The organism is Tahibacter caeni, from assembly GCF_024609805.1.
Classification (GTDB): Bacteria; Pseudomonadota; Gammaproteobacteria; order Xanthomonadales; family Rhodanobacteraceae; genus Tahibacter; species Tahibacter caeni.
The window spans coordinates 1-14,285 of record NZ_JANFVR010000111.1; the positions used below are offsets into that span (position 1 = coordinate 1).

Here is a 14,285-nt window from a genome sequence, read left to right on the forward strand (position 1 = left end):
CTGGCGATCGGTACATCACTGGAAACCGGCGCTGCAGGTATTCCAGATCCTCTTCGGCGAGGAACGGGTACCTGTCCATATGTAACCGTGGTGGCAGTTACACACTTGGATTGACAGACCCGACGCACTGGCCATCGATCGACTTCAGCCTCAGTGGTTCGCGCGTGGTTAGGGTGCTTGAGCAACTGTGCGAATGGCACGGCAAGCCCGTGATGATTCGTAGCGACAACGGACCGGAATTCCGCAGCGAGATCCTCCAAGCCTGGGCGCGCGCGCCAAAGGAGTTGCCTGGCATTTCATCGAGCCAGGTTGCCCGGCGCAGAACGCTTACATCGAGCGATTCAACGGAACCTACCGCGTCGAAGTGCTCGATGCGAACTGCTTTCTGACCTTGGCCGACGCACGTGCAGAAACGCAGCGTTGGCTACCGATTTACAACGAGCAGCGTGCTCACCAGGCCATCGGCAACCTGCCTCCGATGGTCTTCAAACGACAGTGGCAGCAGCGTCAGTCTCTAGTTTCGGCTGGTATCGGTTGAGGGGTATGGACCATAAAAAACCGCGCGGTAAACCGCGCGGGTCGTGTCCTATCCGGCAATAGGCTGAGCGGAATTTCCCGTGCTCAGGCCGCCGCCGCCTCCAACCGCTGCGCCTGCTCCCTGAGCCCACTCAGCTGCGCCGCAAACGCCGCCTGCCGCTGTCGCATTTCCTCGACCACCGCGGCCGGTGCGTTCGCAACGAAGGTCGGCTGACCGAGCTTCGCTTCGCATTTGCCGATCTCGGCTTCGATGCGCGCGATTTCCTTGGCCAGGCGCACCTTTTCCGCGCCGAGATCGATGAGGCCGGCCAGCGGGATCAGCAGCTTCAGCTCGCCGATGATGGCCGCGGATGCGGCGGGTTCGGCTTCGCCGTCGGCGAGCCAGCGCTGGTTGTCGATGCGGGCGAGGAAGGCGATCTGTGCGCCGAAGTTGGCGACGCGCGCGCGGTCGGCGGCGTTGCCGCCGACCCAGATCAGCGGAATCGTGCGGCTCGGCGCGAGGTTCATCTCGCTGCGGATGCGGCGCAGCTGCGAGACTACGGCCTTGAGCCATTCGACGTCGGCTTCGGCGTCCGCATCGGCGGGCAGGCCGGCCGCGCGCGGATAGGCCTGCAGCGAGATCGTCGGTGCGGTGATGCCGAGCGATGACGCGACGTTCTGCCAGATCTCTTCCGTGATGAACGGGATCAGCGGGTGCAGCGCGCGCAGCAGGGTCTCGAGCACGTAGAGCAGGGTATGGCGCGTGGAGTCGGCGGCAGCCTTGTCTTCGCCGGCGAGCGCGGGCTTGGTCAGCTCGAGGAACCAGTCGCAGAACTCGTTCCAGGTGAATTCGTACAGCGCCTGTGCGACGAGGTCGAAGCGGTAGGCGGCGAACTGGGTCTCGACTTCGGCCAGGCAGCGGTGCAGGCGCGCGAGCACCCAGCGCTCGGCTTCGGTGCGCGCGACCGGCGCGGCGCCGGCAGGGACGCTGAAACCTTCGCCGTTCATCAGCACGAAGCGCGCCGCGTTCCAGAGCTTGTTGCAGAAGTTCTTGTAGCCGCCGCAGCGGTCGAGGTCGAACTTGATGTCGCGGCCGTGGCTCGCGAGCGAGGCGAACGTGAAGCGCAATGCGTCGGCGCCGTAGGCGGCGATGCCCTGCGGATAGTCCTTGCGCGTGGCCTTCTCGATCTTGGCCGCCATCTGCGGCTGCATCAGGCCGCCGGTGCGCTTGGTCACGAGCGCTTCGAGCTCGATGCCGTCGATCAGGTCGATCGGATCGAGGATGTTGCCCTTGGATTTGGACATCTTCTGGCCGTCCTTGTCGCGGACGAGGCCCGTGATGTAGACGTCCTTGAACGGCACTTCGCCGGTGAAGTGGTCGGTCATCATGATCATGCGCGCGACCCAGAAGAAAATGATGTCGAAGCCGGTCACGAGCACCGACGTCGGCAGGTAGCGCGCAAAGCCGCGTTCGGCCATGGCCCGTTCGTTCGGCCAGCCCAGGGTCGAATGCGCCCAGAGCGCCGAGGAGAACCAGGTCTCGAGCACGTCGTCCTCGCGGCGCAGCGCCGGCGCCGTGCCGCCGTGCTTCGCGGCGGCCTGGACGATCGCGTCTTCCTCGCTGCGCGCGACGTAGGTGTTGCCGGCCGCGTCGTACCAGGCCGGAATGCGGTGACCCCACCAGAGCTGGCGGCTGATGCACCAGTCCTGGATGTTTCCGAGCCAGTGGCGGTAGGTGTTGATCCAGTTCTCCGGCACGAAGCGCACCTTGCCGGTCTCGACGAGCTCCAGGCCGCGCGCGGCCAGGCCGTCCATCTTCACGAACCACTGCCAGGTCAGGTACGGCTCGATGACCTGGCCCGTGCGGTCGCCGCGCGGCACCTGCAGCTTGTGCTTCTTTTCCTCAACGAGGAGTTCCGCGGCCTCCAGGTCGGCGAGCACGGCCTTGCGCGCGTCGTAGCGGTCCAGTCCCTGATACCTGGCCGGCGCGTTCGCGTTGATCTTCGCCTCGTCGGTGAAGATGTTGATCGGCGCGAGGCCGTGGCGCTGGCCGATCGCGTAGTCGTTGAAGTCGTGCGCCGGCGTGATCTTCACGCAGCCGGTGCCGAATTCGCGCTCGACGTAGGCGTCGGCGATGATCGGGATTTCGCGGTCGCTCAGGGGCAGCGCGAGAGTCTTGCCGACCAGCGATGCGTAGCGCTCGTCTTCCGGATGCACGGCCACGGCCACGTCGCCGAGCATGGTTTCCGGGCGCGTGGTCGCGACCACGAGCGAACCCGAGCCGTCGGCCAGCGGATAGCGGATCGACCAGAGGCGGCCTTCCTCTTCCTCGCTGACGACTTCGAGGTCGGAGATCGCGGTCTTCAGCACCGGGTCCCAGTTGACCAGGCGCTGGCCGCGATAGATCAGGCCCTGCTCGAACAGGCGCACGAAGGTTTCGCGCACGGCCTCGGACGGGATCTCGTCCATCGTGAACATGGTCCGGCTCCAGTCGCCCGACACGCCCATGCGGCGCATCTGCCGTTCGATCGTGTCGCCGGACTGCTGCTTCCACTGCCAGACGCGCTCGATGAAGGCGTCGCGGCCGAGCTCGTTGCGGCTCTGGCCCTCGCCGGCCAGCAGGCGCGTGACGACCATCTCGGTCGCGATGCCGGCGTGGTCGGTGCCGAGCTGCCACAAGGTGTCGCAGCCGCGCATGCGGTGATAGCGGATCAAGGTATCCATGATGGTGTGCTGGAACGCGTGGCCCATGTGCAGGGTGCCGGTCACGTTCGGCGGCGGCAGCAGGATGGAATACGGTTCGCCCTGGCCCGAGGGCCGGAACCAGCCGTTGGCCTCCCACTGTGCGTACCACTTGGATTCGATCTGGCCGGGTTCGAAGCTCTTGTCCATGGCGTGTGATGACCTGGGCCCGGGCGTGGGCGCCTGGGCGATTGCGGAAAGGGGATGGCCCGATTGTAGCGTCCGCGCGGTTTCCGGCCCAAACCCGCGCTATTCCCGGCCCGTGGGGGCGCCCGCTACACTGCCGCCGCACGGACAACGGAGGGAGCGGGCATGAGCGTTAACAGCGCCGATCTGGCCAAGCTGTACCCGCTGGATTCGCTGCGGCCGGAGAACCTGGAGCAGCTCGCGCGCGAGACCCTCATCGAGGAAGTCGGCCGCGGCAGCGTGCTGTTCTCGGCCGGTGAGACCGACGAGCACACGATCTTCGTGCTGTCGGGCCGGGTCAAGGGCGAATACCCCGACGGCAAGATCAAGGAAACCGACGCCTCGACCCTGCAGGGCCGCTATGCGCTCGGCGACATCCAGCCGCGCCGCTTCACGGCGACGGTGACCTCGATCAGCGCGACCCTCGCGCGGATCGACCGGCGCTACATGGAAAAGATCATCTGCTGGGACCAGCTGTCGCGGGCCGAGAATTTCCGCCACTGGGACCCGTCGCCGGAGGCCAACCGCTGGGTGTTCCGCCTGCTGCAGTCGCGCGTCATGCACAAGCTGCCGACGGCCGGCATCGAGCGCATGTTCCAGCGCTTCGAGCAGGTCGACGTGCGCGCCGGCGAGGTCATCGTGCGCGAAGGCGAGCCGGCCGACTATTTCTACGTCATCAAGGACGGCACGGCCTCGGTGTCCAAGAGCCTGGAGACCGGCGACTCCGTCGTCGCCTACCTGGTGCGCGGCGACAGCTTCGGCGAGGACGCGCTGCTGGCCAACACCGTCCGCAACGCGACCGTCAGCATGCTCAAGGACGGCAAGCTCATGCGTCTGGCCAAGCGCGCGTTCGACGAGGTCATGAAGCCGCCGGCCGTGGACTGGCTGACGCCGGGCAAGGCCTCGATACTCGCGCGCCAGGGCGCGATCGTGCTCGACGTGCGCATGCCCGAGGAGTTCGAGCAGCGCGCGATCAAGGGCGCGCTGAACACGCCGCTGTACACCCTGCGCGAAACCGTCAGCGAGTACGACCGCGGCAACAAGTACGTGGTCTATTGCAACACCGGCGAGCGCAGCGCCGCGGCCGCGTTCATCATGGCCAAGATGGGTTTCGAGGTGTACGCGCTGCAGGGCGGCATTTCGGGGATGATCAAACAGATCGACAAGCGCAGCTGAGCCGCGCAGCGCCACTCGGTGCCGCCGGGCCGATTGCGTGAACCGACGGCGGTTGGCGGCGCGCGACGCGGTCGTGCGGCGCGGCCGGCATGGCCATGCCGCGATCGCGTTGCACGCAGTTCCTACGGCATGACCGTATCGCCGATCAGCACGACGTCCGCCGGCCGTGCGGCGAACAGGCCGACGCAGACCACGCCGACGATCTGGTTGTAGTCGCGTTCGAGACCGACCGGGTCGACGATGGACAGGTTGTGCACGTCGAGTATCCAGTTGCCGTTGTCGGTGACGACGCCTTCGCGCCAGACCGGCTGGCCGCCGCGCTTGGCGATCTCGCGCGCGACGTAGCTGCGCGCCATCGGAATCACCTCGACCGGCAGCGGGAACTTGCCGAGCACATCGACGCGCTTGGCCGCGTCGATCATGCAGACGAAGCGTTCCGACGCCGCCGCGATGATCTTCTCGCGCGTCAGCGCGGCGCCGCCGCCCTTGATCAGGCGCTTGTGGCCGTCGCATTCGTCGGCGCCGTCGACGTAGAGCGGAATCGTGCCGACGCTGTTGAGGTCGACGACGCGGATGCCGCGTTCGCGCAGCAGCTCGGTCGAGCGTTCCGAGCTCGATACGGCGCAGTCGATGTCGTGGCGCATCCTGCCGAGTTCGTCGATGAAATAGGCGACGGTCGAGCCCGTGCCGACGCCGACGACGCTGCCTTTCTCGACGTAGCCGGCGGCGCGCTGCGCGGCCAGGCGCTTCTGCTGTTCGCGATCCATGAGGTTTGTCCGTTGAGGTGATTCGACGGGCCGCGTGCGGCGGCCGGGTTCATTCCAGCGAGAGGATGTAGTCCCACTCGCGCTTGGCCACGGGCATGACCGACAGGCGGTTGCCCTTCCTGACGAGAGCCAGATCCTGCAGCTCGGGCCTGTCCTTGAGTTCGGCCAGGGTGATCGTGCGCTTGAGCTTGCGCTTGTAGCCGACGTCGACGAGCAGCCAGCGCGGTTCCTCGCGCTTGCTGGCCGGATCGTAGTAGTCGCTCTTCGGATCGAACTGGCTCGGGTCGGTGTAGGCCTCGCTGCGGATCTCGGCGATGCCGACGATGCCGGGTTCGGCGCAGTTGGAGTGGTAGAACAGCACGCCGTCGCCGACCTTCATGCCGTCGCGCATGTAGTTGCGCGCCTGGTAGTTGCGCACGCCGTTCCACGGTTCGAGCTTCTTCTTCGCGAGCGCGTCGATGGAGAATTCCTCGGGCTCGGATTTCATCAGCCAATAGCGCATGGACGATCCTTGCGGGTCACGGGAATACGGAAAGCGCGCGGCAGCGGTCGTGGCCGCGGCGCCGACGTGCGCCAGGCGCGGCGCACGGCACTGGTGCAGCCGGCCGGGCAATGCAGGGAAGGGCGAGACGGGCTGGCACGGCGCTCGCTCAGGCCACGCCCGTGCAGTCGATGAGCTCGCGCTCGGTCGCTATCAGGTCGAGCTGCACGTCCCAGCTCTCGGGCGCGAGCGCATCGACTTCCTGGAAGCTGTAGCCGACACCGACCAGCAGCGGCTGGGCCGGCCGCTCGCGCTGCTGCAGGAACGCGAAGCTGCTGTCGTAATAACCGCCGCCGTAGCCGAGCCGGTGGCCGCGCCGGTCGAAGCCGAGCAGCGGCACGAAAACGAGCTCGAGCGCGGCCGGCTCGATCAGCGCGTCGCCCGCGGCCACGGGCTCGGGAATGCCGTAGCGGTTCGGCTGCACCGTGCTGGCCGCATCGTAGCGCGCGAAGCGCAGCCGGCGCGGCGGCGTCGCGACGGGCAGATGGAAGGCCTTGCCCCGGCGCCAGCACTGCGCCACGAGCAAGTGCAGCGAAAGCTCGCCGTTGACCGCGAAATAGCCGCCGATGCGCTCGTCGACGACGAGCTCGGGCAGTTGCTGCAGCTGCAGCAGCAGGCCCTGGGCCGCGGCGATGCGCTGCGCCGCCGGCAGGTTCGCGCGCTGCTCGCGCAGGCGCTGGCGCAGTTGCTGGCGCTCGATGGCAGTCGTCATGGGCGCGGAGCGGAGTAAGGGGCGCGGATTGTAGCAGCGCCGTCCCGGATTGCCGGAAATGACGGGCCGGGACCGGGCGTCGCGACACGCCCGTTTCTGAACGACGCACCGCGATCGCGACGAGGCCGGGACAGCGCGGCCGCAGGTTGCAGTGAGCGCAGCGAATCGCAACATCGCGGCATTTCCCGCCGGCCGGGGCGTTTTTCCGGAGATGTCAGCCCGAATCGGTCGGATTGATGCGGTAGGAATCCGGTCCCGAGACTACGCGGCCAGATCGGCGCGAGGCGCTTTCGATTCGAAGGCTTCGGATTCGGGCAGTGAGATCGGGAGATCGCGACGTTGCGGTTCGCTGCGCTCACCGCAACCCGCGCGAGACCCCGCTTTTCGGAGCCCCCTTGACTCAAGGGGGCGCCAAACGCGGAGCGTTTGGCAGGGTTGTGGGGATAAGCAGCAGGGCACAAGAGCGGCCCTGTGAACGCCTATCCGGCCCTATCTCAAGACGCCCTCCGCCGTGCCGATGCGCACAGAACGACCTTGAACCCCGTTAACAGGTGGGACCGCTCGCGAGATCTCAGGCTTTCCGCACTTGGCGGACATGCTCACCGACCTCAGCACTGCAAACCCGGGGTAGTCGATTAGGAACAAGGCAAATGTTAGGTGCGCTGTCGTACACGGCAGAGAACGACGCGGCTATTTTACGGAGGCGCTGAGCACACCTTCAAGCTTGTGCTTGAGCGCTTGCACGTGCTGTGCCACGGAATCGGCCTGACTGCTGCCCTGCTGGCGCGCGGCGATCAGCTCATGCGTGATGTTGAGCGCGGCGAGTACGGCGATGCGATCCAGGCCGCTCGCGCGCGCGGCGTTCTTGACTTCGCGCATCTTGCCGTCGAGATAGGCCGCCGCGGCGATCAGGCCCGGGCGTTCCTGCTCGGTGCAGGCGACCAGGAACTCGCGATCGAGGATGCTGACGGCGACCGGCGTGGGCGTGCTCATGGCGGCTTGGGCGAACCTTCTGGAAGGCGGGAGTCTGGCTTATTGCTGCTGCGGCACCCCGGCGTCAAGGGGGCCGCGGAATCTGCGCGGCGAACGCGCGAATCGTGTCGGGGCCGGACCGGGAAAATCGCCGCGCGGATCCCGTCGCCGCCTCAGGCGTTCTGTTCCAGCGACTTGAGCCGCGCGATCATGGCCTCGACGCGCGTGCGCGCCTGTTCGTTCTTCTGCAGCAGCAGTGCGCGTTCGTTGGCCAGCTGTTCCTGGCTCTGGCGCAGGCTGCGGTTTTCCTCGGACAGGCGCTGGCACAGCTCGACCAGGCGATCGATGCGGGCGCTGACCTCTTGCAGGTCGGCAAGCGTGTTCTGGGCCGCGGACATGGGCCCGAATATAGCAGAGGGCCGCGGCGCCGCAACGGCGCCGCGACCGGCGTCACAGAGCGGCCGCGACCCGGCGCCGGGCCTTCAGGAATTCCAGGCAGCGTTCGGCCGACAGCGGCAGCGACAGCCAGTTGCCCTGGATCTCGTCGCAGCCCTGCTCGCGCAGGTATTCGAGCTGCTCGCGCGTCTCCACGCCCTCGGCGATGACGTTGAGGCCGAGCGAATGCGCCATCGTGATGATGGTCGCGGTGATCGCCTCGTCGTCGGGGTCGGAAGTGATGTCGCCGACGAACTCCTTGTCGATCTTCAGCGTGTCGATCGGCAGGCGCTTGAGGTAGGACAGCGAGGAGTAGCCGGTGCCGAAGTCGTCGATGGCCAGCGACACGCCGATGGCCTTGAGTTCGTTCAAGGTGCGCACCGATTGCTCGGCGTTGTTCATGATCGTGCTCTCGGTCAGCTCGAGCTCGAGCTGCGGCGGCGCGACGGCGTGCTCGGCGAGGATCTCGCGCAGGCGCCGCGGCAGTTCGCCGCGCAGCAGCTGCAGCACCGAGACGTTGACCGCCATGACCACCTCGATGCCCTGCTCGCGCCAGCGCGCCAGGGTCGCGCAGGCGCGGTTCAGCACGAACTCGCCGACGTCGATGATGAGTCCGGCCTCTTCGGCCAGCGGGATGAACAGCGCCGGCGAGATCTCGCCGAGTTCCTCGCTGTGCCAGCGCAGCAGCGCCTCGACGCCGACGATGCGTTCGTCCGACAGCGCCATCTTGGGCTGGAACACGAGGCGGAATTCGCCGCGCTCCATGGCCTTGCGCAGCGCGCCGACCATGGTCGCGCGCTGGCGTGCGGCGGAGTCCATCTCCGAGGTGTACATCTTGTACGTGTTGCGGCCGCTTTCCTTGGCCTGATACATCGCCGTGTCGGCGTACTTGAGCAGGTCGGTCGGCACCTGCGCATGGTCCGGATACAGGCTGATGCCGATCGACGGCGAGATCACGACTTCGCCCGCGTCGAGCTCCAGCGGCTCGGCGAACACCTGCAGCAGCTTCTGCGCGACGCGCTCGGCCTCGGCGCCGTCGTGCACGTCCTCGAGCACGACGGTGAACTCGTCGCCGCCCAGGCGCGCGACCGTGTCGGCGTCGCGCACGTGCGCGCGCAGGCGCGTGCCGGCGGCCTTGAGCATGCGGTCGCCGGCCGCATGGCCCATGGAATCGTTGACGTGCTTGAAGCGGTCCAGGTCGAGGAACAGCACGGCGACGCGGCGGCCGTTGCGCCGCGCGCGCATGATCGCGTGGCCGAGGCGCTCGCCGAGCAGGGTGCGGTTCGGCAGGCCGGTCAGGGTGTCGTAGTTGGCGAGGTAGCGCAGCTCCTGCTCGGCGCGCTTGCGGTCGGTGATGTCGGCGAGCACGCCGACGAAATGGGTGCGTGTGCCCTGGGCGTCGCGCACCTCGGCCAGTTCCAGCCAGCTCAGGAATTCCTCGCCGTCCTTGCGCCGCTGCCAGAGCTCGCCGCGCCAGTGGCCGGTCTGGCCCAGGGTCTCGCGCATGTGCTCGTAGACTTCCGGCGCGTGCAGCGGCGAGTTCAGGATCGCGGCGTTCTGGCCGACGACCTCGTCCTCGCGGTAGCCGGTCATGCGCGTGAACGCGAGATTGACCGACGTGAAGCGGTAATCGAGGTCGGTCACGGTGACCGCCTCGGTCATGTTGCGGATGACTTCCGCGGCGATGCGCCGCTCGCGGTCGGCCAGGCGCGAGGCGGTGACGTTGCGCGCGGTGCCGCTGATGCGCGCGGGCTGGCCGTCGGCGTCGCGCTCGACGATCTTGCCGCGCGACAGCACCCAGATCCAGCCGCCCTGGGCGTGGGCGATGCGGTGCTCGGATTCGAAATGATCGGTCACGCCGGCGACGTGGTCGGCCATCGCGCGGTCCACGCGCGCCAGGTCGTCCGGATGCACGGCGAAGTTGCGCCAGTCCTCGGCGCTGAGGCTTTCCTCGGGCGTGCTGCCGAGCAGCTGGTCGGCGCCGAACCGGTAGATGCGTCCTTCGCGCATGTCGTAGTCCCAGAACTCGTCGCCGGAACCCCACAGCGCGAGGCGCAGGCGGTCCTCGCGCATGCGCAGCTCGTTCTGGTGGCGCTGTTCCTCGGCGCGCTTGCCGCGCCGTTCGCGCCAGATCGCCAATACGACGAGGCTGCCCAGGCTCGCGTAGGCGGCCTTCATCCAGCCCGACGCGTACCACGGCGGCACGATCTCGAACGCGAAGGTGCTGCTGCGTGCGCTGGCCGGGTCGCTCAGCGCGCTGCGCACGCGGAACACGTAGCGGCCCGGATCGAGATTGGTATAGGTCACCTCGTGGCGCGTGCCGCCGTCGATCCACTCGTCGTCGAAGCCGTCGAGCTTCCAGGCGAAGCGGTTGCTCTCCGGCGCGCTGTAGTCCAGTGCGGCGAACTCGAAGCGCAGCAGGCGCTCGGCCTGGGCGATCTCGCGTTCGGCCGACGTGCCGCTGCCGAGCTGCTCGCGGCGGCTGCCGACGGTCAGCGCGGTCAGCACGACCGGCGCGTCGTAGTGTTCGCGCGCGAGCCTGTCCGGCGCGATCAGGTTCACGCCGTTGACGCCGCCGAACAGCAGCTCGCCGGCGTTGCGCGCGAACGCCGCGCCGCCGTTGAACTCGTAGGCCTGCAGGCCGTCCTTCAGCGCGAAATTGCGCACCGCGCGCGTGGCCGGCTCGTAGCGCGAGATGCCGCGGTTGGTCGACAGCCACAGCGCGCCGGCCTGGTCCTCGAGCACCCCGTAGATCGTGTTGCTGGCCAGCCCGTCGGACGTGGACACGCGCGCGAAGCGCGCCGCGCCGTCGCCGAGCTGTTCGAGGCGCAGCAGGCCGCTGTGCGTGCCTACCCAGATCGTCCCGTCGCGGCCCTCGTAGATCGTGCGCACGATGTTGCCGCTGTGCGGCTCGCTGCCGGCCGCCGTGACGGTGGCGATCCGGCGCAGGCGGCCGCTGGCCGGGTCGAGCAGGGCCAGGCCGTCGAGCGTGCCTATCCAGAGCCGGCCGTGGCTGTCCTCGCGCAGGCTCAGCACCATGTTGTGCGGCAGGCTGTCGGCGTCGGCGTCGTCGTGGCGCCAGCTCTGCAGCGGCAGGCCGCTGCGGTAGCGCAGCAGGCCCTTGGTGCGCGTGCCTATCCAGAGGCTGCCGTCGCGGCTGCGCACGAGACTGCGCGCTTCCTGGTCGCCGCTGGCCGTCGCGCCGGCGCCGGCCAGCGGCGGGATGTCGAGCAGGCTCGCGCGGCGCTCGCGCAGGTCGTACTCGAATGCGCCGTGGCTGGTCGCGAGCCAGAGCCGGCCGCCGCCGCCGCTGATCGCGTAGATGCTGAGTTCCTGCAGCGGCGTATCCAGGTCGAGCGCGCGCGCGAGCGGCTCGCTCGCGTTCTCGAACTGGTCGCGTTCGCGGTCGTAGCGCCGGAGGCCGTCGCCCTCGGTGCCGATCCAGAGGTAGCGCGCATCCTCGCTCCAGAGGCTGCCGACCATGTTGCGCGTGACCCGGTCGCGCGGCGAATCCAGGTCGACGAGCCAGGTGAAGGTTTCGCTGGTCGGCCGCGTCGTCGCGACGCCGCGCGTCTCGCCGCCGAGCCAGAGCAGGCCGGAGCGGTCGAGCAGCAGGGTGGTGATGAATTCCTCGGGCAGTGTGCCGGGCATGTCGCGCTGGTGGTGCAGCCAGTCGGTCTCTCCGCTGCGCGGGTTGAGGCGCACGACGCCGCTGCCGCGCACGGCCAGCCAGAGCCAGCCGCTGCCGTCCTCGACCACGTCGGACACGTTGGCCGGCGGCGCGCCGGCGGCGGGCCACAACTGTTCGGTGCGCTGACCGTCGGCGCTGACCCGCAGCAGGCCCTGCGGCGTGCCCGCGTAGAGCGTGCCGTCGCGGCCGACCAGCGCCGACAGGGTGCGCTTCAGCGCCGGCGCCGGCAGCCGCGTCGCGCGCACGGCCAGGCGGTCGATCTTCAGCAATCCCTGAGTGGTCGGCGCATACAGGTTGCCGTCGCGCGCCTCGACGAAGCGCCGTTGCGGCCGCAGCGGCAACGGTTCGTTCGGGTCGAAGCGGAACAGCGACTGGCGCGTGCCCTGCTCGGCGTCGACGAGGTCGATGCCTTCGCGCGAACCCACCCAGATGCGGTTCGGCGCATCGGCCTGCAGCGCGCAGATGCTGTTGCCGCGCGGCGTCACCGCGCGGCTGCCCGGCGGCGGCAGGCGCGTGCTGCCGTCGCGCGGATCGAGGCGCGCGAGGCCCTTCGCATTGGTGCCGACCCAGATGCCGCCCTCGGGGTCCTCGGCCAGCGCCGTGACGAAACTGTCGGGCAGGCTGTCGCCGCGGTCGGGATTCTGCTCGTAGACCCGGAACGCGTAACCGTCGTAGCGGTGCAGGCCGCCCTGGGTCGCGATCCAGAGGAAGCCGCTGCGGTCCTGCATCAGCGCACTGATCGTGTTCTGCTGCAGACCCTGTTCGCTGCCGAGATTGTCGAAATAGAAGCTGCGCCGCGCCGCGCCGGCCGTAGCGCAGCACAGCAGCACCGCCAGCAGGAACGTGCATGCGGCCGCGCCTGGTCCTCTCTCGAGATGTCGCCGGAGTCCCACGCAGCGCGCCCTCCCCTTGACTGCCGCGCCGGCAGTGTAGGCGCAAGCGCCGGCGCGTCACCAGAGTGCGGCGGCCGCGCCGGCTGCGCCCGTCGCCGCGGCGGGTACAATCGCGCCGTTGCCGCGCACGGACCCGCCATGAACAGCCCCGCCATCACCCATGCCGAACTCGGCATGGTCCTGAACGAACTCGAGTTCGGCGTCGCCGCGAGCGATCTGCACGGCTCGCTGACCGGGTTCCTCTGCGGCGGCGGCACGGCGTCGCCGCGCAACTGGCTGCAGCGGCTGGAGATCGACACCGACACCGGCGCCGTGACCCAGGCGCGCCTGGAGCTGCTGAACCGGCTGTTCAAGGACTGCCGCGGCCAGCTCGACGATCCGACGCGGATCTTCGAGCCGCTGCTGCCCGGCGAGGAAGAGCCGCTGGACGAACGCGCCGACGCGCTGGTGCAGTGGTGCCGCGGCTTTCTGGGCGGCCTGGGACTGTCGGGCGCGAAGGTCGACGGCGCCCTGTCCGAGGACGGCGCGGAGATCCTGCGCGATTTCGGCACGATCGCCGCCTCGCGCTTCGAATACGACGACGCCGAGGAAGACGAGAACGCGCTGAGCGAGGTGCTGGAATTCATCCGCGTCGGCGTCATGCTGCTGCATGCGGAACTCGCGCCTGTGCCGCCGCCGAGCGTCGGCGCCGACCGCAACCTGCACTGAGCCCGCGCCGCCCGTGATCGCCGCCCGCGAATACGCGCGCCGCCGCCGCCAGCTCATGCGCCTGGCCGGCGACGACGCCATCGTCATCGTGCCGGCTGCGCCCGAGCGCCTGCGCAACAACGACGCGCCGTATCCGTATCGCCAGGACAGCGATTTCCATTACCTATGCGGCTTTCCCGAGCCCGACGCCGTGCTCGCGCTGTTGCCGGGCCGCAGTCCGGCCGAGACCATCCTGTTCTGCCGCGATCGCGATCCCGCGCGCGAAGCCTGGGACGGTCCACGCCTGGGCCCCGACGGCGCCGTCGAGCAGTGCGGCCTCGACGACGCGTTTCCGATCGAGGACATCGACGACATCCTGCCGGGCCTGATCGAAGGCCGCTCTCGCGTCTACTACCACTTCGGCCGCGACAGCGATTTCGACCTCAAGCTGATCGGCTGGATCAAGCGCGTGCAGACCCTGCGCGGTCCGCTCGCGCGCGCGCCGCACGAGTTCGTCGCGCTGTCGCACCTGCTGCACGACCTGCGTCTGTACAAGTCCAGGGACGAGCTCGCGCTGATGCGCCAGGCCGCGGCGATCGCCGCCGAAGGCCATCGGCGCGCGATGCGCGCGACGCGGCCCGGCCTGTTCGAGCATCAGATCGAGGCCGAGCTGCTGCACGCGTTCCGCAGCGCCGGCGCGGTACCGTCCTACGAGCCCATCGTCGGCGGCGGCGTCAACGCCTGCGTGCTGCACTACCGCGCCAACAACGCGCGCCTGCGCGACGGCGACCTGCTGCTGATCGACGCCGGCGCCGAATACGACTGCTACGCCTCGGACATCACGCGCACATTCCCGGTCAACGGCCGCTTCAGCGACGACCAGCGCGCGCTGTACGAAATCGTGCTCGCCGCGCAGGACGCGGCGATCGCCCAGGCCCGCGCCGGCCGCGCCTGGACCGCGCCGCAC

11 protein-coding genes and 1 other RNA gene are annotated in these 14,285 nt (G+C 68.8%); 4 read left to right on the plus strand and 8 right to left on the minus strand.

Annotation, left to right across the window (positions count from 1 at the left end):
* Positions 1-262: 262 nt before the first annotated feature.
* A complete protein-coding gene (locus tag NON22_RS24990; protein ID WP_425507971.1) occupies positions 263-538 on the plus strand; it encodes an integrase core domain-containing protein in 276 nt (91 codons plus the stop codon).
* 83 nt (positions 539-621) lie between these two features.
* Here the strand turns inward: NON22_RS24990 and NON22_RS11540 are convergent, their stop codons facing one another.
* The gene (locus NON22_RS11540) at positions 622-3,408 is read right to left on the minus strand and encodes a valine--tRNA ligase (RefSeq protein ID WP_257387082.1); all 2,787 of its coding nucleotides are present in this window, start codon (positions 3,406-3,408) and stop codon (positions 622-624) included.
* Positions 3,409-3,570: 162 nt separating this feature from the next.
* On the opposite strand from NON22_RS11540, the gene NON22_RS11545 reads away from it, so the two are divergent.
* Positions 3,571-4,620: a cyclic nucleotide-binding domain-containing protein gene (locus NON22_RS11545; RefSeq protein ID WP_257387083.1), complete on the plus strand. Its 1,050-nt coding sequence runs from the start codon at positions 3,571-3,573 to the stop codon at positions 4,618-4,620.
* Positions 4,621-4,742: 122 nt separating this feature from the next.
* Here NON22_RS11545 and rpiA read toward each other — a convergent pair whose 3' ends face one another.
* The 7 genes from rpiA to NON22_RS11580 all read right to left on the minus strand — a co-directional run bounded on the left by rpiA (position 4,743) and on the right by NON22_RS11580 (position 12,631).
* Entirely contained in the window at positions 4,743-5,387 is a 645-nt protein-coding gene (gene rpiA, locus NON22_RS11550) for a ribose-5-phosphate isomerase RpiA (protein WP_257387084.1), read from the minus strand.
* Between the two features lie 49 nt (positions 5,388-5,436).
* Positions 5,437-5,889, minus strand: coding sequence for an EVE domain-containing protein (locus tag NON22_RS11555; protein ID WP_257387085.1), 453 nt, complete (start codon positions 5,887-5,889; stop codon positions 5,437-5,439).
* 148 nt (positions 5,890-6,037) lie between these two features.
* The gene (locus tag NON22_RS11560) at positions 6,038-6,640 is read right to left on the minus strand and encodes a 5-formyltetrahydrofolate cyclo-ligase (protein WP_257387086.1); all 603 of its coding nucleotides are present in this window, start codon (positions 6,638-6,640) and stop codon (positions 6,038-6,040) included.
* Positions 6,641-7,139: 499 nt separating this feature from the next.
* Positions 7,140-7,324: non-coding RNA, 6S RNA (gene ssrS, locus NON22_RS11565), on the minus strand.
* Between the two features lie 6 nt (positions 7,325-7,330).
* Entirely contained in the window at positions 7,331-7,633 is a 303-nt protein-coding gene (locus NON22_RS11570) for a cell division protein ZapA (RefSeq protein ID WP_257387087.1), read from the minus strand.
* 152 nt (positions 7,634-7,785) lie between these two features.
* The gene (locus tag NON22_RS11575; protein WP_257387088.1) at positions 7,786-8,010 is read right to left on the minus strand and encodes a TIGR02449 family protein; all 225 of its coding nucleotides are present in this window, start codon (positions 8,008-8,010) and stop codon (positions 7,786-7,788) included.
* Between the two features lie 52 nt (positions 8,011-8,062).
* Complete coding sequence (locus NON22_RS11580) at positions 8,063-12,631, minus strand: EAL domain-containing protein (protein ID WP_257387089.1); 4,569 nt, start codon at positions 12,629-12,631, stop codon at positions 8,063-8,065.
* Between the two features lie 138 nt (positions 12,632-12,769).
* On the opposite strand from NON22_RS11580, the gene NON22_RS11585 reads away from it, so the two are divergent.
* Entirely contained in the window at positions 12,770-13,339 is a 570-nt protein-coding gene (locus tag NON22_RS11585; protein WP_257387090.1) for a UPF0149 family protein, read from the plus strand.
* Between the two features lie 13 nt (positions 13,340-13,352).
* On the plus strand, positions 13,353-14,285 hold a 933-nt coding region (locus NON22_RS11590), incomplete at its 3' end, for an aminopeptidase P N-terminal domain-containing protein (protein WP_257387091.1).

What these genes read in the sequence shown, in the direction of transcription:
- NON22_RS11540 (WP_257387082.1), bottom strand. Translation starts at nt 3,408, where the DNA reads ATGGACAAGAGCTTCGAACCCGGCCAGATCGAATCCAAGTGGTACGCA.
- NON22_RS11545 (WP_257387083.1), top strand. Translation starts at nt 3,571, where the DNA reads ATGAGCGTTAACAGCGCCGATCTGGCCAAGCTGTACCCGCTGGATTCG.
- rpiA (WP_257387084.1), bottom strand. Translation starts at nt 5,387, where the DNA reads ATGGATCGCGAACAGCAGAAGCGCCTGGCCGCGCAGCGCGCCGCCGGC.
- NON22_RS11555 (WP_257387085.1), bottom strand. Translation starts at nt 5,889, where the DNA reads ATGCGCTATTGGCTGATGAAATCCGAGCCCGAGGAATTCTCCATCGAC.
- NON22_RS11560 (WP_257387086.1), bottom strand. Translation starts at nt 6,640, where the DNA reads ATGACGACTGCCATCGAGCGCCAGCAACTGCGCCAGCGCCTGCGCGAG.
- NON22_RS11570 (WP_257387087.1), bottom strand. Translation starts at nt 7,633, where the DNA reads ATGAGCACGCCCACGCCGGTCGCCGTCAGCATCCTCGATCGCGAGTTC.
- NON22_RS11575 (WP_257387088.1), bottom strand. Translation starts at nt 8,010, where the DNA reads ATGTCCGCGGCCCAGAACACGCTTGCCGACCTGCAAGAGGTCAGCGCC.
- NON22_RS11585 (WP_257387090.1), top strand. Translation starts at nt 12,770, where the DNA reads ATGAACAGCCCCGCCATCACCCATGCCGAACTCGGCATGGTCCTGAAC.